General features: G+C 62.3%; 22 protein-coding genes. 10 read left to right on the top strand and 12 right to left on the bottom strand.

Annotated features, from left to right (window positions below; genetic code table 11):
• The coding region (locus AC1DUU_RS04920; RefSeq protein ID WP_476782298.1) for an integrase core domain-containing protein at positions 1-245 on the top strand (245 nt) is incomplete at its 5' end.
• Here AC1DUU_RS04920 and AC1DUU_RS04915 read toward each other — a convergent pair.
• From AC1DUU_RS04915 to AC1DUU_RS04890, 6 genes are all read right to left on the bottom strand, one after another.
• Entirely contained in the window at positions 242-628 is a 387-nt protein-coding gene (locus AC1DUU_RS04915) for a cytochrome C oxidase subunit IV family protein (RefSeq protein WP_476782297.1), read from the bottom strand. The two genes, AC1DUU_RS04920 and AC1DUU_RS04915, sit on opposite strands and share 4 nt — an antisense overlap.
• Before the next feature lie 9 nt (positions 629-637).
• The gene (locus tag AC1DUU_RS04910; protein WP_476782296.1) at positions 638-1,360 is read right to left on the bottom strand and encodes a heme-copper oxidase subunit III family protein; all 723 of its coding nucleotides are present in this window, start codon (positions 1,358-1,360) and stop codon (positions 638-640) included.
• An 11-nt stretch (positions 1,361-1,371) separates the two neighbouring features.
• Positions 1,372-2,076: a cytochrome c oxidase subunit 3 gene (locus AC1DUU_RS04905; RefSeq protein ID WP_476782295.1), complete on the bottom strand. Its 705-nt coding sequence runs from the start codon at positions 2,074-2,076 to the stop codon at positions 1,372-1,374.
• The gene (locus tag AC1DUU_RS04900; protein ID WP_476782294.1) at positions 2,073-3,845 is read right to left on the bottom strand and encodes a cbb3-type cytochrome c oxidase subunit I; all 1,773 of its coding nucleotides are present in this window, start codon (positions 3,843-3,845) and stop codon (positions 2,073-2,075) included. The genes AC1DUU_RS04905 and AC1DUU_RS04900 overlap by 4 nt, the downstream gene beginning before the upstream one ends.
• A 74-nt stretch (positions 3,846-3,919) precedes the next feature.
• Positions 3,920-4,765 carry a cytochrome c oxidase subunit II gene (gene coxB, locus AC1DUU_RS04895; RefSeq protein WP_476782293.1) on the bottom strand — a complete coding sequence of 282 codons (846 nt, stop codon included), beginning with the start codon at positions 4,763-4,765 and terminating at the stop codon, positions 3,920-3,922.
• 247 nt (positions 4,766-5,012) lie between these two features.
• Positions 5,013-5,210 (bottom strand): heavy-metal-associated domain-containing protein, encoded by a 198-nt coding sequence (locus AC1DUU_RS04890; protein ID WP_476782292.1) that lies wholly within the window; start codon positions 5,208-5,210, stop codon positions 5,013-5,015.
• Between the two features lie 270 nt (positions 5,211-5,480).
• Between AC1DUU_RS04890 and AC1DUU_RS04885 the strand changes: the two genes are divergently transcribed.
• The 7 genes from AC1DUU_RS04885 to AC1DUU_RS04855 all read left to right on the top strand — a co-directional run bounded on the left by AC1DUU_RS04885 (position 5,481) and on the right by AC1DUU_RS04855 (position 12,553).
• A complete protein-coding gene (locus AC1DUU_RS04885; RefSeq protein WP_476782300.1) occupies positions 5,481-8,015 on the top strand; it encodes a heavy metal translocating P-type ATPase in 2,535 nt (844 codons plus the stop codon).
• A gap of 147 nt (positions 8,016-8,162) precedes the next feature.
• Positions 8,163-8,432 carry a glutaredoxin family protein gene (locus tag AC1DUU_RS04880; protein ID WP_476782291.1) on the top strand — a complete coding sequence of 90 codons (270 nt, stop codon included), beginning with the start codon at positions 8,163-8,165 and terminating at the stop codon, positions 8,430-8,432.
• 8 nt (positions 8,433-8,440) lie between these two features.
• Positions 8,441-9,454, top strand: coding sequence for a 2Fe-2S iron-sulfur cluster-binding protein (locus AC1DUU_RS04875; RefSeq protein ID WP_476782290.1), 1,014 nt, complete (start codon positions 8,441-8,443; stop codon positions 9,452-9,454).
• Between the two features lie 40 nt (positions 9,455-9,494).
• Positions 9,495-9,935: a hypothetical protein gene (locus AC1DUU_RS04870; protein WP_476782289.1), complete on the top strand. Its 441-nt coding sequence runs from the start codon at positions 9,495-9,497 to the stop codon at positions 9,933-9,935.
• A 72-nt stretch (positions 9,936-10,007) separates the two neighbouring features.
• Positions 10,008-11,531: a multicopper oxidase family protein gene (locus tag AC1DUU_RS04865; RefSeq protein WP_476782288.1), complete on the top strand. Its 1,524-nt coding sequence runs from the start codon at positions 10,008-10,010 to the stop codon at positions 11,529-11,531.
• A 169-nt stretch (positions 11,532-11,700) separates the two neighbouring features.
• Positions 11,701-12,099: a Cu(I)-responsive transcriptional regulator gene (gene cueR, locus AC1DUU_RS04860; protein ID WP_476782287.1), complete on the top strand. Its 399-nt coding sequence runs from the start codon at positions 11,701-11,703 to the stop codon at positions 12,097-12,099.
• 16 nt (positions 12,100-12,115) lie between these two features.
• A complete protein-coding gene (locus AC1DUU_RS04855) occupies positions 12,116-12,553 on the top strand; it encodes a YqaA family protein (protein WP_476782286.1) in 438 nt (145 codons plus the stop codon).
• 3 nt (positions 12,554-12,556) lie between these two features.
• Here AC1DUU_RS04855 and AC1DUU_RS04850 read toward each other — a convergent pair whose 3' ends face one another.
• Genes AC1DUU_RS04850 through AC1DUU_RS04840 form a run of 3 tightly spaced genes read right to left on the bottom strand, consistent with a single transcriptional unit; the run spans position 12,557 to position 16,920 of the window.
• A complete protein-coding gene (locus AC1DUU_RS04850) occupies positions 12,557-13,633 on the bottom strand; it encodes an ABC transporter ATP-binding protein (protein WP_476782285.1) in 1,077 nt (358 codons plus the stop codon).
• A complete protein-coding gene (locus AC1DUU_RS04845; protein WP_476782284.1) occupies positions 13,633-15,888 on the bottom strand; it encodes an ABC transporter permease in 2,256 nt (751 codons plus the stop codon). The genes AC1DUU_RS04850 and AC1DUU_RS04845 overlap by 1 nt, the downstream gene beginning before the upstream one ends.
• A gap of 6 nt (positions 15,889-15,894) precedes the next feature.
• Complete coding sequence (locus AC1DUU_RS04840) at positions 15,895-16,920, bottom strand: ABC transporter substrate-binding protein (protein ID WP_476782283.1); 1,026 nt, start codon at positions 16,918-16,920, stop codon at positions 15,895-15,897.
• Between the two features lie 200 nt (positions 16,921-17,120).
• Between AC1DUU_RS04840 and AC1DUU_RS04835 the strand changes: the two genes are divergently transcribed.
• Together AC1DUU_RS04835 and AC1DUU_RS04830 are read left to right on the top strand one after the other, a co-directional pair.
• On the top strand, positions 17,121-17,612 hold the full coding sequence (locus AC1DUU_RS04835; protein WP_476782282.1) for an NUDIX hydrolase: 492 nt from the start codon (positions 17,121-17,123) through the stop codon (positions 17,610-17,612).
• A 145-nt stretch (positions 17,613-17,757) separates the two neighbouring features.
• Positions 17,758-18,777, top strand: coding sequence for a LacI family DNA-binding transcriptional regulator (locus tag AC1DUU_RS04830; protein ID WP_476782281.1), 1,020 nt, complete (start codon positions 17,758-17,760; stop codon positions 18,775-18,777).
• Here AC1DUU_RS04830 and AC1DUU_RS04825 read toward each other — a convergent pair.
• From AC1DUU_RS04825 to AC1DUU_RS04815, 3 genes are read right to left on the bottom strand one after another with little or no spacing between them, the layout of a single operon-like run.
• Entirely contained in the window at positions 18,735-20,459 is a 1,725-nt protein-coding gene (locus AC1DUU_RS04825; protein ID WP_476782280.1) for a metallophosphoesterase family protein, read from the bottom strand. The two genes, AC1DUU_RS04830 and AC1DUU_RS04825, sit on opposite strands and share 43 nt — an antisense overlap.
• Positions 20,460-20,492: 33 nt before the next feature.
• Positions 20,493-21,143 carry a dual specificity protein phosphatase family protein gene (locus AC1DUU_RS04820; RefSeq protein ID WP_476782279.1) on the bottom strand — a complete coding sequence of 217 codons (651 nt, stop codon included), beginning with the start codon at positions 21,141-21,143 and terminating at the stop codon, positions 20,493-20,495.
• 45 nt (positions 21,144-21,188) lie between these two features.
• A complete protein-coding gene (locus tag AC1DUU_RS04815; protein ID WP_476782299.1) occupies positions 21,189-21,980 on the bottom strand; it encodes an inositol monophosphatase family protein in 792 nt (263 codons plus the stop codon).
• Positions 21,981-22,000 lie beyond the last annotated feature (20 nt).

Here is a 22,000-nt window from a genome sequence, read left to right as displayed (position 1 = left end):
CCAACGGCCAGGTCGAGAGGATGAACCGGACCATTAAGGAGGCGACCGTTAGGCGTTTCTACTATGAGAGCCACGACCAACTCCGCCAGCACCTTGCCGACTTCGTCTTGGCCTACAACTTCGGCCGCAGGCTCAAGACCCTCAAAGGCCTCACGCCCTACGAATTCATCTGCAAGGCATGGCTTTCCCAGCCACAACGGTTCTCTCGCGACCCGCTCCAGCAAATGCCGGGACTAAACACCTAGCCGGCACCAAATGAGAGGACGCGGGTGATCTCGGTATAGCGAGATTCAAGCACCATGATTCCTACGAAGACGAGGAGCGCCAGCGGCGGAACGATGATCGCATAGGCTAGGGCCAGTCGCTCCCAGGCCATATGCATGAATACGGCAACGATCAGGCCTGCCTTGAGTATCATGAAGGTCAGGATCAGGCCCCATCTGAGATAGCCCTGCAAGGCGAAATAATCGACTGCATAGGAGCAGGCGCTGAGAATGAACAGCCATCCCCAGACCACGAGATAGAGCTTGATCGGATGCTGCTGGCCCTGGCCCTCGGCATGCGTAACCGTATGGGCGGCAGTGACGTGTCCATGCAGCCCGTGATCCTGCGCTTCGACCTGTACCATCGCTCCACCTCACCAAAGATAAAAGAACGCGAATATGAACACCCACACCAGATCGACGAAGTGCCAGTAGAGCCCCATGATCTCGACACTCTCATACTGGCCCCGCCTGCTGGTGAAGAAACCGCGCGCGCCGGTCTCGTAGTCGCCGCGCCACACCTTGCGCGCGACGATCAACAAAAAGATCACCCCGATCGTCACATGGGTACCGTGGAAGCCGGTGATCATGAAGAACGATGAGCCGAACTGGGCCGCGCCCCACGGGTTGCCCCACGGCCTAACACCCTCGGTGATCAGCTTGGTCCATTCGAACGCCTGCATGCCAACGAAGGTCGCGCCAAGGGCTGCGGTCAGCAGCATCAGGATCGCCGTCTTCTTGCGGTCGCGGCGGTAGCCGAAATTGACAGCCATCGCCATCGTGCCGGAGGACGAAATCAAAACGAATGTCATGATCGCGATCAGGATCAGCGGAACGTCGCGGCCGAACAGATGCAGCGCGAACACCTCGCTCGGGTTCGGCCATGGCACGACAGTCGACATGCGCGCGGTCATGTAGGACAACAGAAAACAACCGAAGACGAAGGTATCGCTGAGCAGGAAGATCCACATCATGGCCTTCCCCCAGGAGACGTTCTTGAACGCCCTCTGGTCGGACGACACGTCGGCGACGATGCCGCGCAGGCCAGGTGGCCGCGGCGCGGTGTGGTCGGCATGTCCCAGCGTGGTTTCGGCCATCCCCGTATCTCCTAGCTCAGCAACCGGCGACAGATGTCGATGAAGTCGGCGGCCCAGCCCATCAGCACTGTAAACAGCACCAGCCACACGATCAGCAGGACATGCCAGTACATCGCGCACAGCTCGGTCGACAGGACGAGCTTCGGCGATCTGTCACCTCGCCACACCCGCACATTGGTCCTGCCGAGCGCTATCAAGCCGCCGATGACGTGCAGCCCATGCATCGCGGTGATCAGGTAAAAGAAGCTGACGGCCGGGTTTTCGGTTGCGAAATAGCCTTTTTGCGCCAGATCCCGCCAGGCCAGCAACTGCCCGCCCAGGAACGCCACCGAAGTCAGGCTGCCGGTCAGCAAGGCAAGCCGCAGATTGTCGAACTGGCCCTTGTGCGCGGCAACCACGGCGCATTGCAGCGCTATGCTCGCCAGCACCAGCATGCCCGTGTTGAGCCAGAGCAGCCGCGGCATCGGCGGCGCCTGCCAGTCGTCATAGACCATGCGCATGAAGTAGGCGCTGATGAACAGCGCAAACAGCGTGCCTACGACCGCGAGAAATACGCCGAGCCCGATCTTCGCCGGATGCATGAGCGGCGCTTCGGTCTCGGGATATGCATTGACCGGCCCCACTTCCAGCCACGGCTTGGACATCAGCCGTTGCCGCGCCAGCCACCAGCCGGCAATGCCGGTGATCAGGGCGAGGAAGATCAGGATGGCGCTCATGCGGGCCTACCTCGCGTCAACGGACCGGGGTCGTTCTGCGGAATGAAGTCCTCAGGCGCGCCGGGCACCGAATAATCATAGGCCCAGCGATAGACCACCGGCAGGTCCTTGCCGAAATTGCCGTGCGGCGGCGGTGTGCCGGCGGTCTGCCATTCCAGCGTCGTTGCCCGCCATGGATTGTCGCCGGCATGTCTGCCGTGGCGAATGCTCCAGATGAGATTGAACAGGAACACCATCTGGGCGAAGCCGACGGTGAGTGCTGCGATGGTGATGAACTCGTTCAGAGTATGCACGGACGGGGGGATGAAGGCGGTGTCGCCGAGCTCGGGATAACGCCGGGGCACACCGATCAGACCGATATAATGCATTGGGAAAAAGATCAGATAAGCACCAACAAACGTGACCCAGAAATKTAAGCGGCCGAGCCACTCATTGAGCATGCGGCCGGTGATCTTGGGATACCAGTGGTAGATCGCCCCGAAGACGACCATGATCGGCGCCACGCCCATCACCATGTGGAAGTGGGCGACCACGAACATCGTGTCCGACAGCGGCACGTCGACCACCACGTTGCCAAGGAACAGGCCAGTCAACCCGCCATTGACGAAGGTGACGATGAAGGCGAGCGCAAACAGCATCGGGATCGTGAGGTGGATGTCGCCGCGCCACAGGGTCAGCACCCAATTGTAGACCTTGAGCGCAGTGGGAACGGCGATGATCAGCGTGGTGGTGGCGAAGAAGAAGCCGAAATACGGGTGCATGCCCGAGACATACATATGGTGCGCCCAGACCACGAAGGAGAGCGCGCCGATGCCGATGATCGCCCACACCATCATGCGGTAGCCGAAGATGTTCTTGCGCGCATGGGTGCTGATCAGGTCGGAAACGATGCCGAAGGCCGGCAGCGCCACGATATAGACCTCGGGGTGGCCGAAGAACCAGAACAGGTGCTGGAACATGATCGGGCTGCCGCCATTATGCGGCAGTTGTTCGCCCATCTCGACGATCGCCGGCATGAAGAAGCTGGAGCCGATAACTCGGTCGAACAGCATCATCACGCAGGCGACGAACAGTGCCGGGAAGGCCAGCAGCGCCATGACGGTTGCGGTGAAGATGCCCCACACAGTCAGCGGCAGGCGCATCAGCGTCATGCCGCGCGTGCGGCCCTGCAGCACGGTCACCACATAGTTGAGCCCGCCCATGGTGAAGCCGATGATGAACAGGATCAGCGACACCAGCATCAGGATGATGCCCCAATCCTGCCCGCCTGGCGTACCCGACAGGATCGCCTGCGGCGGATAAAGCGTCCACCCCGCCCCAGTCGGGCCGCCTGGTGCAAAGAAGCTGCCGACCAGCACCAAAACGGCAAGCAGRTAGAYCCAGTAGCTCAGCATGTTGACATAGGGGAACACCATGTCGCGCGCGCCGACCATCAGCGGGATCAGGTAGTTGCCGAAGCCGCCGAGGAACAAGGCAGTGAGCAGGTAGATGACCATGATCATGCCGTGCATGGTCATGAACTGGTAATAGGCGTCGGGCGTGATGAAGGAGAAGGTGTCGGGGAAGGCGAGCTTCAGCCGCATCAGCCAGGACAGCACCAGAGCAACGAGCCCGATGCCAATGGCCGTTCCGGCATACTGGATGGCGATGACCTTGGCGTCTTGCGAAAAGACGTATTTCGTCCACCAGCTGTGCGGATGGTAAAGTTCGGCCTCCGCGACCTCGGCGGGCGGAATGAAGTCGGTTCCATGTGGCGTGACATCGACCATCGGTACCTCTTCGCGTCTGTCGTTCCTGTTTTGCTGGCAAGGTCGCCGTTGCGGCGATCCCGCCTCATGCTGCTCTATTCCACCTTCGCCTTGCTTGTTGCAGGCGCAACGAGCGCGCCCACCTTCGCTGGCTGGGACAGCTGGGCGAAGGTCGACTGCTGCTGCAGCCAGGTCTGGTAGTCCTGCTGGGTATCGACCAGCACAGTGCCACGCATGAAGGCATGGCCAACGCCGCAAAGCTCGGCGCACAGAACCTCGAAGGTTCCGGTCCGCGTCGGGGTGAACCAGAAATAAGTGATCATGCCCGGCACCATGTCCATCTTGGCGCGGAACTCCGGCACGTAGAAATCGTGCAGCACATCGATCGAGCGCAGCACCATCTTGACCGGCTTGTCGATCGGCAGATGCAGGTCGGCGGCCTGGACGACGACATCGTCCTTGCTGTTGGGATCGTCCGGATTGATGCCGAGCGGATTGTCCGAGGTGATCAGCCGCGCGTTCGACGTGCCGAGCTTGCCATCGGCGCCAGGCAGGCGGAAGCTCCATTGCCACTGCTGGGCAACGACCTCGACCTCGGTGGCATCCTTCGGAACGGTAATGAACTGGCTCCACACGAACAGGCCGGGCGCCAGCATCGCCGCCACGCCGACTGCCGTCACGATCGTCAGCAAGGATTCGAGTTTCCTGCTCTCGGGCTCGTAGGCAGCCTTCTGCCCTTCCTTGTGGCGGAAGCGGAAGATGCAATAGGCCATGAACAGCACGACGGCGGAAAAGACCGCGCCGGTGATCCAGAAAGTCATGACGAGAGTGCTGTCGATGTAGCCCCAGTTGGAGGCTATCGGCGTCCACCACCAAGGGCTCAGCGCATGGAAGAGCACCGAGCCGACGACAATCAGAACGAGTACGAGCGCAATGGCCATCCTCGGTTCCTCCCGGCATTCCGAGGGACACAATCCCCTGAGGAAGGCCAGCCGCATCATAGCTTGATTTGGCGCGGAAATACTAGGGGAGGAAGGTAGCGCGGGGCCGCGTCATATTTGCAAGGGCTAATGTGGCAGCGGAAACTCTTCCACAACCCGGCCTATCTTCTTGGCAGCCAAGTTAAACGCCAAAGGGCGGCGCGCAGGATTGCTCCGTCCGCACCGCCCTTGACGCCGGCTTGACTGATCAGACGGCCTGCGCCGGATAGCCGGCAGCGTCGAGCGCCTGGGCAACCTGGGCGGCAYCGGCGCTTGTTTCGACCGAAACGGTCTGCGACTYCAGATCGATGTCGATGCGCGCGCCAGCGTCAACGCTCTGCACAGCCTTGGTCACCATGCCTGCGCAATGGCCGCAGGTCATGTCGGGAACATTCATCTTCAGCATTTCAAGTCCTCTTTCGGGTCGGCATCGCGCCGTCTCTGCTATGTGGTGTTTCCAGCAACTGGAAGGTCAAACGATTTTTGGATCGCGGATCCTGTTACCGAGCTTTCCTCCTGCCTCAAAATGCAGGCCGAGCGACCGGGAAAGCATAATTCACAATGTTTTCAGTCAGTTATCTTCAGTCTGAAAAATCTGCAAGAAACCTGTTGACCTTCCCAACACTGGAAGCCTTAGACCTCACTTCGAAATCGATGAAAATAGAGGTCCATGACCATGAATGCTTCCGTGAACCCGCCGACCAAGGCAACCGGCACCATCCGCCAAAGCTTCCCGATCGAAGGCATGACCTGCGCCTCGTGCGTGCGCCGCGTCGAAATTGCCATCACCAAGGTGCCGGGCGTGACGGCGGCTGCCGTCAACCTCGCCACGGAAAGCGCCGACGTTGTCTTCGACCGCACGGTGGAATCCGCCGCTGTGATCGCCGCCATTAACAAAGCCGGCTACGAGGTTCCGGTCGAAAAGTCGGAGATCGAGATCGAGGGCATGACCTGCGCCTCCTGCGTGCGCCGCGTCGAGCTGGCGATCGCTGCCGTGCCGGGCGTGCTCAAGGCGTCCGTCAATCTCGCCACCGAACGCGCCACCGTCGAGTCGTTCGCTGGCGCAGCCTCTCGTGCCGCCATCGATGCCGCCATCCGCAAGGCCGGCTACGAGACGCGCCGCAGCGACAATGCCGACGCCGAAGGCGACAGCCGCGAGGACGCCCGCAACCGTGAATTCTCCAACCTCAAGCGCGACTTCGCTATCGCAGCCGCACTCACGCTGCCGATCTTCGTGCTCGAGATGGGCTCGCACGCCATCCCCGCCATGCACCACTGGCTGCTGATGAACGTCGGCCAGCAGCCGCTCTACATCGCCTTTTTCGTGCTGGCGACCATCGTCCAGTTCGGCCCCGGCCTGCGCTTCTACCAAAAGGGCGTGCCAGCCCTGCTGCGTCTGGCACCCGACATGAACTCGCTGGTCGTGCTCGGCTCGACCGCCGCCTGGGCGTACTCGGTGGTGGCCACATTTGCATCCAGCGTACTGCCGGCAGGTACCGCCAATGTCTATTTCGAGGCTTCGGCGGTCATCATCACGCTGATCCTGCTTGGCCGCGTACTCGAGGCCAAGGCCAAGGGCCGCACCAGCGAAGCGATCAAGCGGCTGATGGGCCTGCAGGCGAAGTCGGCGCGCGTCCAGCGCAATGGCGAGTTCGTCGACGTCGCGCTTGAAGATGTCGCTGCCGGCGACGTCATCCAGGTGCGCCCGGGCGACAAAGTGCCGGTCGATGGCATCGTCCTTTCCGGCTCGTCCTACATCGACGAATCCATGATCTCGGGCGAGCCGATTCCGGTCAGCAAGGGCGAAGGCGCGGAAGTCGTTGGCGGCACCATCAACAAAACCGGCAGCTTCACCTACCGTGCCACCAAGGTCGGCGCCGACACGCTGCTGGCGCAGATCATCCGCATGGTCGAAACCGCGCAAGGCTCGAAACTGCCGATCCAGGCGATGGTCGACAAGGTCACCTCCTGGTTCGTGCCTGCGGTCATGGTTGCTGCGGCACTGACCTTTGCCGTGTGGCTGTTCTTCGGCCCCGAGCCCGCCGTCAGCTTCGCGCTGGTCAATGCGGTCGCCGTGCTGATCATTGCTTGCCCCTGTGCCATGGGCCTTGCCACGCCGACCTCGATCATGGTCGGAACCGGCCGTGCCGCAGAACTCGGCGTGCTGTTCCGCAATGGCGAAGCACTGCAGTTGCTCAAGTCAACCCAGGTCGTGGCCCTCGACAAGACCGGTACGCTGACCGCAGGCAAGCCCGTCATGACCGACCTCGAAGTCGCCAGGGGTTTTGAACGCGCCAAGGTTCTGTCGCTGGTCGCGACTGTCGAGGCCCAGTCCGAGCATCCCGTGGCCTCGGCAATCGTCGCTGCCGCGAAGGAAGAGGGGCTGATGCCAGGTGAAACCAGCGCATTCGAGGCTATTCCCGGCTTCGGCGTCAGCGCCAGCGTCGGCAAGAACCGCGTCGATATCGGTGCCGACCGCTACATGGCCAAGCTCGGCATCTCCGTTCAGGACTTCGCGGAAGCGGCGATCCGCATGGGCTACAAGGCCAAGACCCCGCTCTACGCGGCCATCGACGGCAAGCTCGCCGCCATCATCGCGGTGTCCGACCCGATCAAGGCGACGACACCGCAGGCGATCCGCGCGCTGCACGACATGGGACTGAAGGTCGCGATGATCACCGGCGACAATCGCCGCACGGCCGAAGCCATCGCTGCCCAGCTTGGCATCGACGAGGTGGTTGCCGAGGTGCTGCCTGACGGCAAGGTCGACGCGATCAAGCGCCTGCGGACAGGCGGACGGGCGGTGACTTTCGTCGGCGATGGCATCAACGACGCACCGGCATTGGCCGAGGCCGATGTCGGCATCGCGATCGGCACGGGCACTGACGTTGCCATCGARAGTGCAGACGTCGTGCTGATGTCGGGCGACCTGCTCGGCGTGACCAATGCGATCGCCCTGTCGAAGGCGACCATCGCCAACATCCGTCAGAACCTGTTCTGGGCCTTCGCCTACAATGCCGCCCTCATCCCGGTTGCGGCGGGCGTGCTCTATCCGGTCAGCGGCACGCTGTTGTCGCCGATGCTCGCTGCCGGTGCGATGGCGATGTCGAGCGTGTTTGTGCTTGGCAACGCCATGCGGCTCAAGCGCTTCCAGGCGCCGGTGCGGGCGACGGCTACATCAGGCGCCCCAGCACTCGCGCAAGCCGCGTGACGTCTCCCCGGCCCGCCGTCAAAGCATGATCCCGAAAAGTGGGCCCCGGTTTTCGGAAGAGATCATGCTCAAACAAAAAGCTGGAACCCATCCATCAGGATGGGGTTCTGGGCGGCCGCCCCTCTCCTCATTTCAAAGGCTAGGCACATGTCGACCAAAGTCGCACCCTGGATCGAGATATTCACCACGCCGACCTGCCCGGATTGCCTCGCTCTCAAGCGTTGGCTGAACGCGCAGAGCCTGCCTTTCGTCGAGCGCGATCTGCGCGACCCCGAGATCGCCGAGGAAGCCAAGCGCCGCACTGGCGTTCGCGTCGCGCCCATCACCATCATCGACGACAAGCACATCTTTTTCGGCACCTTTGCCGTGCAGCACGCCGAGATCGAGGCGCTGCTCGACCTGACCAAGGCCACGTGAGCAACATCATGCCCCATATCACCCTGCCCCAACTTGGACGCCGCATCCCCATTGCTGCCGAGCAGACGATCCTGCAAGCTGCACTCGAAGCCGGCGTTGCCTATCCGCATGGATGCCGTTCCGGCCGCTGCGGTTCCTGCAAGTCGCGCCTGATCAGTGGCGATGTCGAACTCGGCAAGCACTCGCCTTTCGCCCTTACCGAGGAAGATCGGGCCGCTGGCCTCATTCTCGCCTGCCGGTCGGTGCCGACAAACGACGTGTCCGTGGAATGGCTGGACGAAGCCTATGTCGCCAGGCTCGCTGTCACCCAGGATGCCGAGGTCACCACCATCGAGCCCATGACCCACGACATCATCGCTCTGCGCCTGCGGCTTTCCGATCGCGCAGCCTTCCGCTTCGCTGCCGGGCAGTATTTGACGCTGACCGTCCCCGGTGCGCCGCCGCGGCAATATTCAATGACCAATCGCCCCAACGAAGAGCTCATCGAACTGCATGTGCGGGCGGTCCCCGACGGGGTGACAAGCGGCCGGATCCATGCCGCGCTGAAGCCAGGCGACACTGTCCACATCGAAGGCCCGGCAGGCGCGGCCTATCTGCGCGAAGCGCATCCGGGACCGATCGTGGCCATTGCGGGCGGCAGCGGCCTCGCACCGATCAAGTCGATCGTCGAGACAGCGCTCCATGCCGGCATGGACCAGCCGATCCATGTCTATTTCGGTGCCCGCGCAGAGCACGACCTCTATCTGGTCGAGCATTTTCGCGCGCTGGAGCGGAGATTTTCCAACCTGACCTTTGTGCCCGTGCTGTCGCTCACCGCCACAGATGGCAGGCGCAGCGGCTACGTTTCCGACGCGCTTGGCGAAGACCATCGCGACCTTGCCGGTGCCAAGGCCTATGTCGCCGGTCCCCCGGCCATGGTCGACGCGGCAATGGCTATTCTCGGCGCGCGTGGGGTGCCGGCCAGCGACATTCATGCCGACGTCTTCTTCACACCTGAGGGAAGCGACAACAACGCCGCTTGACCACAACGGGCCCAGTACCCATTGATAGGATATGCATTTGATGCGGCACATCTCAGCCACGACCCATCCGCTCCGCGCCATCAGGCGCGGGCAGGCTGGTGGGCGCGTTGCCGTGATGGCCGAGGGCAGGTCCACGGCGTTGAGGGCCCTGCGCCTGATGCTGCCGTTGCTGCTCCTCTTCTTTCTTGCGCTCAGCCAGGCGGCCTCCGCCCATCAGGCCGGCAGCCAGCATCAAGCGCATGCCATTCAAACAGTGTCCCATCACGCCAAGGCAGACATGGCTTGCTGCGGGGACCTGTCCCAGGATGAGGACAGCCGGGCCTGCCTGGCGCAATGTCTTGCCTCGTGCAGCTACTGCGCACCGCTTCCACTGCCGAGTGCCTTTCTTAATCTGACTGGCATCTCACCTGTTCCCGCGAAGACCGAGCCGCTTTACGGATCGATCGCGTCGCCCCATCTTCGACCGCCATCATTCTCCTGAGCTGAAGCGCATCGATGCGCACGCCCCGGCTCGTTCCGTGCCGGGAGACAATCAGTTTTGGAGACAATGAAAATGAAAACCCTTTCACGCCGCGTTTTCCTCGCGGCATCGGCCGCTACGCTTTCCGTCGCAGCGGTTCCCTCACTCCTGCTTCCGGTGCGCCCGGCACGTGCTGACGGCCACAAGGTCATCACTGCCGCCAAGCGCGTCATCGAGGTCAAGGGCAAGGCCGCCAATGTCTTCGGCCTCAACCAGGCTGACGGTAGGTCGGGCCTCGTCATGAATGCCGGCGAGAACTTCCGGGTCCAGCTGAAGAACCTCATCGGCGAGCCCACCGTCATCCACTGGCACGGCCTCACTCCGCCGTGGCAACAGGACGGCGTTGCCGGCATCTCCCAGGAGCCGATCCCCGACGGCGGCAGTCACGACTACGACTTCCCGGTCGCCCGTCCGGGTACCTTCTGGATGCACTCGCATTTCGGGCTGCAGGAGCAATTGATGCTCGCCGCTCCACTGATCGTGCGTGATCCGGCCGAGGCCGGACAGGACGTGCAGGAAGTGGTGGTGCTGTTCCACGACTTCACCTTCCGCGACCCCCAGGAGATTCTCGCCGAACTGAAGGCCGGCGGCCACGACATGAGCGCGATGGCGCCTGCTCCGGCCCCGGCGGCAGGCGGCCACGAGGGCCACAACATGCCGGGCACGGCGATGGGTGGCGGACAAATGGGCGGCATGGACCATGGCTCGATGAACATGGGCGGCATGCAAATGGGTGGGGGTGCAATGTCTCACCTGCAGGACGTTCAATACGATGCCCTGCTTGCCAACGACCGCACGCTCGACGATCCGGAGGTCTTTGCCGTTGAAACAGGCGGACGCGTCCGCCTGCGCCTGATCAATGGCGCCGCCAGCACCAATATGTGGATCGACCTCGGCCAACTCTCTGGCAAGCTGATCGCAGTCGACGGCATGCCGGTCGAGCCGATCGAGGGTTCGCGCTTTGAGTTCGCCGTGGCGCAGCGTCTCGACATCATCATCGAGCTGCCGAAAGAAGCTTCGGCCTGGCCAATTTTCGCCGTGCAGGAAGGCGGGCGCATGCGCTCTGGTGCGGTCCTCGCGGCGAAGGGCGCCACCGTCGCCAAATTCGCCGACATGGCGGATACGAACTTCCCCGCCGTCGGCGCCGAGCTGGAACAGCGGCTCCGCGCCACAAAGCCGCTGACGGAAAAGACGGCCACGCGCGAGCACACCATGATGCTGGGCGAAGGACCAAATTATGTCTGGACGCTCGATGGCGCCATGCATGGCCAGGACAAGCCGCTGGCGGTGACGAGCGGCGACCGCTTCGAACTCACCTTCATGAACCACACCACCATGTCGCACCCGATGCACCTGCACGGCCACCACTTCCAGGTGGTCGCGGTCAACGGCAAGCGTTTTGCCGGTGCCATGCGCGACACGGTGCTGGTGCCGGCCAATATGGGCATGGTGACCATCGCCTTCGACGCCGACAATGCCGGCAAATGGGCGCTGCATTGCCACCATCTCTACCACATGGCGGGCGGCATGATGACGTCGATGGCCTACGACGCCTGACCTGATAACCGCAGGCCGGCGCCTCGCGCGCCGGCCTGCATCACGATTTCGCCAGCCCCTTGAACTTCCAGTAACTGGAAGCTTTATATGAGGCTAAGTTTTTGAATCTGCGCATCGTGCTTTTCCGAAAATCGATTCCGATTTTCGGGCCGATGCTCAAGGAGTGGCCATGAACATTGGTACAGCATCGGAGAAGTCGGGCCTGCCGGCCAAGACCATCCGCTATTACGAAGACATCGGCCTGTTGCGTCCCGACCGGGCCGACAATGGCTACCGCGACTATTCCATGTCCGACGTCCACCGCCTGCGCTTCTTGCAGCGCTCGCGCAGCCTTGGCTTCTCGGTCGAGGAATGCCGACAGCTTCTGTCGCTCTACGGTGACAAGGAGCGCGAAAGTGCTGACGTCAAAGCCCTCGCCGAGACCAAGCTGGTCGAGATCGACCGCAAGCTTGCGGAGCTGACGGAACTGCGCAACACGCTGCGCCATCTCGTGCATAATTGCCATGGCGACAGCCGTCCCGACTGCCCGATCATCGACGGCCTTTCCGGCCGGGCTCAGACGCAATAGCCCGCGTGAAATCGCGGTGACCAGTCTCGCCGCCTATGGCGGCCTGTTCGTCGCGGCCTTCGCCGCCGCGACGCTTTTGCCGGCGCAATCAGAAGCCCTGCTTGCAGGGTTGATCCTCAACGGCGGCTATTCGCTTGCCCTGCTCATCATCGTCGCCACGATCGGCAACGTATTGGGCTCATGGGTCAACTGGTTGCTCGGGCGCCAGGTTGACCGTTTCAAGGACCGTCGCTGGTTTCCCGCGAGCCCCGCCGCCCTGGCGCGCGCTGAAGGCTGGTATCGCCGCTACGGCCGCTGGAGCCTGCTGCTGTCATGGGTGCCCATCATCGGCGACCCGCTGACGCTCATTGCCGGCACGCTGAAGGAGCCGCTGTGGAGCTTCCTGGCGCTCGTCAGCTCGGCCAAGCTGGTGCGTTATCTTGCGGTGGCGGCTGCGGCGCAGGGTTTCATGTGAATCCTAACCCCGGATCAACACAGGCCCACGCGCGGCAAAACCAATGCCTACCTCCTGTCCAGGCCTGAACTGCGCGTCGACATCAGGTGACACGGCAAAGACATCGCCGAACTCGGTACCGACCATAAACTCCAGATCGCTGCCGACATAGGTCACCTTGTCGAGCCGGCCCGGAAAGGTGCGCGGGCTTCCAACCGGACGGATCTCGATGCGGCTAGGCCRCACGGCAAGCTTGGCCGCCCCCGGTTTCATGCCACGCGCATCGAGCTTCGTCTCAAGGCTGCCCAGCCGTACGCTCGCCAACCCATTGTCGACCGAAGCGATCTCGCAATCGAAGATGTTGGCCTCGCCGATGAAGTCGGCAACGAAGGCATCCGCCGGCGCGTCGTAGAGTTCGCGCGGCGTACCATCCTGCGCGATGACGGCATTGTTCATGACGATGATGCGGTCGGAAACGGCCAGCGCCTCTTCCTGATCGTGCGTGACATAGACCACCGTCAGGCCAAGCTTGGTCTGGATATCGCGGATCTCCTCGCGCACCCGTCGCCTGAGCTTGGCATCCAGATTGGAAAGCGGCTCGTCGAACAACAGCACCTGCGGCTCGAGCACCAAGGCGCGGGCCACTGCAACACGCTGCTGCTGCCCACCTGAAAGCTCGCTTGGCAGCCGGTTGCCATAGCCGGAGAGACCGACCAATTCGAGGCCGGCACGCGCGCGCTCGCCGATCTCCTTCTTGGCGAAACCGGAGAACTTCAGCCCGTATTCGACATTCTCGTTGACGCTCATATGCGGAAACAGCGCATAGGACTGGAACACCATCGACACGTCGCGATCCGTCGCCGGCAACGTGGTCACATCGGCCCCGCCGATCAGGATTTTTCCGCGCGTCGCCATTTCCAGCCCGGCGATCATGCGAAGTGTGGTGGTCTTGCCGCAGCCCGAGGGACCGAGCAACGTCACCAGCTTGCCCGCCTCGACAAACAGCGACACGTTGTTGACCGCCGCTGTCGGGCTCTTGCCATAGATCTTGGTGACCTCGCGGAACTCCACCGAAGCGGCGTTGCTCTTGATCTCGGCCATCAGCCGCCTCCTGAAAATGCCGGTTGGCTCACATTCGTACGCGACTGCGACAACTCATGCCCGCGCCGGCCGATATTGCGCCGCCCGACCAACAGCTGCATCAGCCCGACAACCGCCAGCATGACGCCGATGAGCACCGCCGAATAAGCGATCGCGATGCCGTATTCGTTGTTCTCGACGCGCCCGACGATGTAGCTCGTCGACATGTCGTAACGGGCACTGACAAGGAAGATGATGGCGCTGATCGCGGTCATGGCGCGAACGAAGGAATAGACCAAAGCCGCAAGGATCGCCGGTCGCAGCAGCGGCAGCACAACCTTGCGAAAGGTCTGCCAGGAATTGGCGCCAAGCGTCAGCGACGACTCGTCCAGGCTCTTATCGATTTGTGACATCGACGCCACCCCTGCCCGCACGCCCACCGGCATGTTGCGGAAGATGAAAGCCAGAACCAGGATGATGCCGGTGCCCGTCAGCTCGATCGGCGGCACGTTGAAGGCGATTACATAACTCACACCGATCACCGTGCCGGGAATGGCGAAGGACAGCATGGTGCCGAACTCGAAGGCGTTCTTGCCGGCAAAGTTCTGCCGCACCAGAAGATAGGCGGTGAGCAGGCCGATGGCGGCGGTCAGTGGAGCTGAGATCAGCGCGATCATCATCGTCGTCCAGAACGAGCTCCAGGCCGAGCCCTTCCAATGGATGCCGAACTCGTTCCAGCCGACGGCGAATGCCTTGACGTAGTGGGCGAAGGTCAGGCTGTGATCGACGCCCCAGAGCTTGACGAAGCTGCCGTAGAAGATCGTCCCATAGATGACGATGGTGAAGATCGCCCAGAAGCCGGCAACGCCATAGACGGTGCGCCTGAGTCCGGTCGGCAATTGCGGATGCACGCCGGAATCGCCCTTGCCCGACAGCGTCGTGTACGACTTCTTGCCGAGCCAGAAGCGCTGCGCATAAAAGGCGACCAGCGTGAAGGCGAGTAGCACCATTGCCAGGATCGCGGCTTGCGCCTCGTCATTCTGCGCGCCCACGATGGCGAAGAAAATCTCGGTCGACAGCACGTCGAAATTGCCGCCCAGCACCAGCGGATTGCCAAAATCGGCCATGCTTTCGATGAAGCCGAGCAGGAAGGCATTGGCGAGTCCCGGCCGCATCAACGGCAGCGACACCGTCCAGAAGGTCTGCCAGCGATTGGCGCGTAGCGTCTGTGCCGCCTCCTCCATTGACGGGCTGACACCCTCGACAACGCCGATCAGCACCAGAAAGGCAATCGGCGTGAATGCCAGCAATTGCGCGATGAGCAAGCCAGGCAGGCCGTAGACCCAGCGGGTTGGCTGGATGCCCAGCATCTCGGAAACTGACTGGTTGATCACACCGGACAAGCCAAACAGAAGAATGATGGCGAGACCAATGACGAAGGGTGGGGTGATGATCGGCAGCACCGTCAGCGCGCGCAACAGCTTGCCCTGGCGAAAACCAGTCCGGGTCACCACCAGCGCGAAGACGAGCCCGAGGATCGTGGTCAGAACGCCGACAAGAACAGCCAGGAACAGCGAATTCCAGGCAACGCCGCAACGGCTGCCACCGGCGAGGCAATCGAGGCCCCACAGCCGGGCGCTGAACAGCTTGCCGAGGAACATGCTGAACGAATATGTGCCTTCGTCCGTGATCAGCGCATTGGCCAGCATCTGCAGGATCGGCATGAAGATGAAAAGCCCGACGGCAGCGACCACGAAGGCAATGGTGGAGACCACGAATACGTCGCCGCCGACCGCGCCACGCGCCGCAAGCCCGAGCGAGAACAAGAACAGGAAAGCGAGGCCGACAAGAAGAGCGCCGTAGCCCATGCCGAACTGGCGATCGCCTAAATCGCCAAACAAGCTTTGCAGCCAGCCGAATTGCCATCCGCGCAGGCCGATGGCAAAGCCTTGGAACATCATCCAGGCAAAACCGGCGGCGCCGACAGCGATCAACAATTTGCCGAACAGCGGGTCTGATTTCTTGCGCCCCCACAGCAACAGCGGCGCTGCCAGCGCCGCGCCGAGCGGCGCCAGCCATAGCTTCTCGCCCTTGAGATTGAGGATCAGCGCGGGCGCGAACTCGCTGTCGAGCGGATACCCTTCAAACAGCCAGGAAAAGCCGAAGAACCCGTCTTCGACACCGAACCATGGGAGCACGGCAAAACCCAACCACCCGACCGCCATCCACAAGATGACGGCCGGATGCAGGCGGCCGCTGAAATCGCGGGAGCGCATGGCTTGTTACTGCGGCAGGGTCGAGACCTCGGTGTCCCATTTCGACAGCAGCCGCTTGCGCTCGTCGCTCGAGCCGTACTTCTTGAAGTCGTAGTCGATCAGCTTGATCGTCGAGAGGTCGGGCGTCAGCTCCGAAACCGCAGCCGACTTGTTTGACGGCAGCTGGAACGACTTCACGTCCTTGGCCTTGCCTTGCATTTCGGCCGTAAGCGCCCAGTCGTAGAACTTCTTTGCCGCCTCGGGATTGCGCGCGCCCTTGATGATCGACATCGAGCCGATCTCGTAGCCGGTGCCTTCACATGGCGCGACAGTCACGATCGGGAAACCAGCCGCAGTCTGCGCCACCGCGTCATGCATGAACACGATGCCGATGGTGGTCTCGCCAAGACCTGCGGCCTTGATCGGCGCCGAGCCCGACTTGGTGTACTGGTTGATGTTCTTGTGCAGGGCCTTCATGTAGTCGAAGCCCTTGTCCTCGCCAAACAGCTGCACCATCGTCGCCAGCGTCGTATAAGCGGTGCCCGAAGAGTTCGGGTTGGCGATCTGGATCTGGCCCTTGTATTCGGCTTTGGTCAGGTCTTCCCAGCATTTCGGCTCAGGCAGGCCGTTCTTGGCCAGCAGGTCCTTGTTGTAGCCAAAACCCAGCGCACCGGAATAGACGCCGATGGTCTTATTGCCGGCAGCTTCCGCCTGCTTGATCGCCCAGTCCTGCAACTCGCCGCGCATCGGCGACATATATTCCTCGGTCAGCCCTTCCTGGGCCGCCTGCAGATGCGGATCACCGGTGCCACCCCACCACACGTCACCCTTGGGATTGCCGGCTTCCGCACGTACCTGCGCATAGGTTTCGCCCGAGCTCTTGCGTGTCATATCGACGGTGATGCCGGTCTTTTCCTCGAAACCGGTCTTGATCTGCTGGCACCATGCCTCATCGGCGGCGCAATAAAGTGTCAGGCTTTCGGCCTGTGCCGCCGTACCGCCGGCGACAAGAACTGCGGCCAAAGCGGCCGAACGCAAATAGGCAGATTTCATGTTTTGGTTCCCTCCGATTTATTTTTCGTCGTCTAACGATCTGATGTCGTTTTAGCCTGTTGCAGAGTGAGTGCTTTTTACGCATTTTGCAATCGTGTTCATGGCACTATCTTAGGCGTCATGAAGCTGAACCGGCCAGGGTGCATTCTTAAATCTGAAGCACCTGACATAGCCGCATCGAAAGGAATGATTGGGCGAAAATGCCAAAGGACAAGAAGACCCTTCGCAAAGCGACCAACGGCGAGATCATCGCCCAGGTTGCTGCCATTCCGTTTAGGCTGAACGGGGGCGGCGAACTTGAGGTCATGCTTGTCACGTCGCGCGGCACCCGCCGTTTCATCGTGCCCAAGGGTTGGCCGATGAAGGGCAAAAGTGCGCGCCAGGCAGCCCTTGTCGAGGCCCGCGAGGAAGCCGGCGTGCGCGGAAAGGCGCTGAAAAAGCCGGCGGGTAGCTATTGCTACTGGAAACGGCTGTCGACCAGCTTCGTCAATGTCGTGGTCACCGCCTACCTGATCGAGGTGTCCGAGGAACTGCAGGACTGGCAAGAGGCAGGCGCGCGCCAACGTGCATGGCTGGCACCTTCCGATGCCGCCGTCCTCATCGACGAGCCGGAACTCGCGACCCTCATCCGCAACCTGTCGGTTGCTGATATAGCCACACCTGTCGAGGCAATGGCCGAAGCTACGTCCTAGGCATTGCCGCCGGGCAACTAGCCTTTGCAAGATTGCAGCTACAGGATTGCAGACGCCACAATCCGATTGTATCAGGGATAGTGCGTTGCACATTTGTGCAACGCTTGCGAAGCGGTTCGCCGCGTGGCCAAACTGGAGCTGTGCAATGTCCGAACTGAAGCCGGGCAGGTCATTCGTCAGCGCACAGCAGGTCGCTGAACTGGCCGGCGTTTCGCGCTCGGCGGTATCGCGCACCTTCACCGATGGGGCGAGCGTTTCTGAGACGACACGCAAGAAGGTTCTGGAGGCTGCCGAACAGCTCGGCTACCACGTCAACCATCTCGCCCGCAGCCTGATCCACGAAAACAGCGGCATCGTCTGTCTCATCGGCGCCGACATCAATACGCCCTATCATTCGCGCCTGCTCGATGCGATTACCAGGCGCCTGCAGGCGATCAATCGCGTCGCCATGGTCATCAACACCTCGGGCGACAGCGACAGTGTCGAGGCGGCTCTGCGCCAGACGCTGAATTACCGCGCCAATGCCACCGTCGTCCTTTCAGGCACGCCGCCGGCATCCCTCATCAACACCTGTATCAACAGCGGCCAGCACGTCATCCTGATCAACCGCGACGACCATCTCGATGGCCCCGAGAGCATCACCGTCGACAACGGTATCGCGGCCCGCGAAGCGTTCCACATGCTGCACCGCGCTGGTTGCCTCCGCATCGCGGTCGTCTCCTCGCAAGCGGGCACGCCAAGCCTGGTTGCGCGCGAGCGCGGCTTCCAACAAGCCGCCAAAGAGGCTGGCCTCGACGTCACCATCACCCGCGCCGGCCCAACTGGTTACGGTGCCGGCTTCGAAGCCGGGCGCCTGCTGCTCAGCGGCTCGGAACGGCCCGAGGCGGCGTTCTGCGTCACCGACCTTTTGGCCTGCGGTTTCATGGATGCGGCGCGCGTCGAGTTTGGCATGAACGTGCCGGCGGACCTCTGCGTCGTCGGCTTCGACGATATCGAGCAGGCCAGCTGGGCATCCTATCAGCTGACCACATTCCGTCAGCCGATCGCCCAGATCGCCGAACACATCACCACGCTTCTGGAAAGCGACGATCCCGGCGCCTTGAGCGGCGGGCGCGTGTGCTTTCACGCCGCTCCGGTCTGGCGCCGCACCGTGCGGCCCAAATGATCGTTGCGCTCGACCTTTCCGGTGGCGAGGTCGACGGAAAAATCGCGAGAGGGTAGACTGTCGAGCCAGTCCATCATCATGCGCATGAAGGAGGCGAGCCGGTCCTGCAGGCTGCCCTGCGGCCATGATCCGGCGGCATATCGCTGCGCTGTCAGACGATAGGCTGCGATGCGCCCGGCATCGATGAAATCGAGCGCGATCTCMCTGCCCTTGCGCAGCCGATACCAGTCGACGATCACCTCGAAGAACGGAAGCGCACCCATCGGTCCCGTCCCATTCTGCTCGTGAGCGACGATGGCGCGCGCGTCCTCGACGGTCAGCGGCCCGGATATGCCGGCAAAGGCATACAGGTCGCCAAGTGTCAGCTGAGGCACAAGCCCGGCCAGATCCTGCGGCCACTCCTTGGGCAAGTAGCGGTGCCGCACCATTTCGGCGAGGTGCCGGCTCAGGAAATCGGCATGGCTTTTCGCTTCCGTCACCGCTGCCGAAAGCCCCTCCCTTGCCGCCTCGATGCGATAGTGTGGGAAGGCCGCGTCGTATCCGGGCACGTCGGCGATGGTAATCGTTTCCACCCCCAGCCGATCGCTGCCGACATCGACAATCTTGTAGGCTGGCGGGAAGCCGACCATCGATGGCACGGCGATGTTGACGAGAAAATCGTCGCCATCGCGAAACACAGCCGTGTCATTGATGTGCAGATGGCCGCTGAAATGAACCTTGATGTCGGTGGATGCTGCGGCGCGAGAAACCTCCGCACCCGGCGTGCGGCGCAGGAAACTCGTATCGTTCAGAAGCTTGCCTTCGTCAGCCGAGGTACCGTTGAGCGGATCAATGATCGGATAGTGCGAAAAGGCGATCAGCTGTTTGCCCGCAGCCTTGGCCCGCRCTGCAACATCCTTCATCCACGCGAGGACGAAGGGCTTGTTGCGAAGCATCGAGTTCCAGCCAGCATCGGTGCTGTCGAGGTAGCTCTTTTCCAGCGCCGGATCGAGATCGCCATCGCGCGGCTCGAAGACATTGGCGTCGATCGACAACAGCCACAGCCCTTCGACCGGCTCGACCAGGAATGACGCATCGATGATGCGCCGCTTGGTCAGGCCATCGGCCGAGGCGATGTCGAAGGTGCGCGCCGCAAGCGCATCGTCGGCGCCAAATGGACACTCCCAATGCAAGTCGCTGTCGCGCCGGAAGAAGCCATAGGCGCCCATGGCCGGAATGGCGGTGCCGTAGCCACCGCAATACATCTCGGCGCTGACGATCCGCTCGACGGAGGCTTCTTGACCGACATTTGYGTCGCTTGTCACCAGCGTGTGCGAGCCGTCGGGATTGAGAAACCTCTTGCTCTGGTGGCGGCCATGGATCGCGTAGAGATCGTGATTGCCCGGCGTCGCCACGAAGCGCAGGCCAAAGCGCCTGGAATAGTCATCGAGAAGCGCGGTCGCCGCGACCATTGTCGATTGCTGGCCGTCGTCGGTCAGGTCGCCGGCAACCACCACCAGCGAAATGCCCCTGCGCACGATGTCGTCGAGCAGCGCGCGGGTCACATGAAAGCTCTCGTTGAACACCCGCGTCGACGCAGCTGTGTCGGCGAGCGTCCGGATCGCCGCCCCGTCGCCCGACCACCCGCCCTGGCGATGGGTGATGTCGTGGAAATGCGGGTCGGCGATAACGGCAATCTTCATTTCATTCTCACTCGTGGGCGGCACGCGCCATCATCAGGCCGTGGCAAGGACGCCTGCTGCGCGCCCGGTTGGCTGTTCCGGCAGCCCCTYGTCGATCATTGCGATCCACTGCGCCGCCTTGCGCGCGGCGGCGATCAGCATCGGCTTCGGCGCCTCGTGCCATTCGTCAGGCCGAAGCTCGCGCTTGGTGCGCACGTGGTTGAGCGCATCGTCGAGGGTCGGGAACTTCTCGGGCATTTCGACATGCAGGAACAGCGCCACCAGCGTCACCGAACGGCTGCGGCCGCCACGGCAATTGACCAGCACATTGCCCTTCTCGCGCCGGCGATAGGTACTTTTGTCAGGCAATTGCTGCGAGAACGCGCCGCGCAGCAGATAGTAGCCTGCGAGCATCATGGTCTCTGGGTTGCCATGGCCGTCGATCAGGCCAAGCTTGTAGTAGCGCACGGCACCGACGCCGTAGATGGCGTCAGCCGCCTCGCCCTCGCCAAACGGCTCGGTCGCGTAGTTGAAGTCGAGATTGACCGCACAGTTCACCACCGTGGTGATGTTCTTTTCCTTGAGCAATTCGAGGTCGCCCGCGCCGTCCATGCCGCCGACATAGACGTCAACGCCATAGCCGGCGATGCTGCGTTCGATCAGGCTGAGCGCCGGACGCTCATATCGCGGGCTGTTGATGTCCATGGGGCGTTCGGCCTTGATGCTCGTTATGATGCTGTGCGGAAGAATTCAGTGCCCGGCTTCGAGCTTTATGCCAGTCGCTTCGCTCATGCCCGGCGCCACACCTGGTGCTGCGGCCAGCACCGCCCCGCCCTTGGTCAGCCCGCCAAGCGAGAGGAAGGGAGCAACCACGCCGCCTGCTTCCTTGACCATCAGCAACCCGGCGAGGCAGTCCCAGGCATGCATGTGCAATTCGGCATAGGCGTCCGAACGGCCATCGGCGACATAAGCAAGGCCAAGCGCGCCCGACGCACCGCGCCGAACATTGGCGCCGCGTTCGAGGATGTTGGACAACACTTCGAGATAACGCGTGTTGGTCTTGCGGTTCGACCAGCCGAACTCGACGCAGGCGGCATCGAAATCGCCTGTCTTGGCAACCGAAAGCGCTTTTTCGTTGCGCGTTCCACCTTGCCCGCGTCGAGCGAAATAAAGCTCGTCCAAGACTGGATTATATATCGCGCCGATCTCGGTTTCGCCATTGCTGACGAAAGCGATCGAGATGCAGAAATGCGGAATGTCGCGGGCAAAATTCGCCGTGCCGTCGATCGGATCRACGACCCAGATATCCGATTTGATCGCCCCACCGCCTTCTTCGCCGAGAAAGCCGTCCTCGGGGAATTCTTCGGCGATGCGTGCCTTGAGATGCCGCTCCACGGCGGCGTCCGTCTCGGTCAGGAAGTCCTGCGGGCCCTTCATGCCGAAGCCACTGACGCGATTGATGAAACCGTCGAGCGCCACAGCACCGGCCGAACGCGCGATGTCGCGGCAAAAGGCAGCGCGCCGATCAAGGCCGGTTTGGATTGTCGCTTCGGTGGCCGGCC

Source organism: Aminobacter sp. P4_H6_2 (assembly GCF_056400805.1).
The sequence above is the reverse complement of the archived record's forward strand: the minus strand, read 5'-3'. Positions and strand labels throughout refer to the sequence as shown.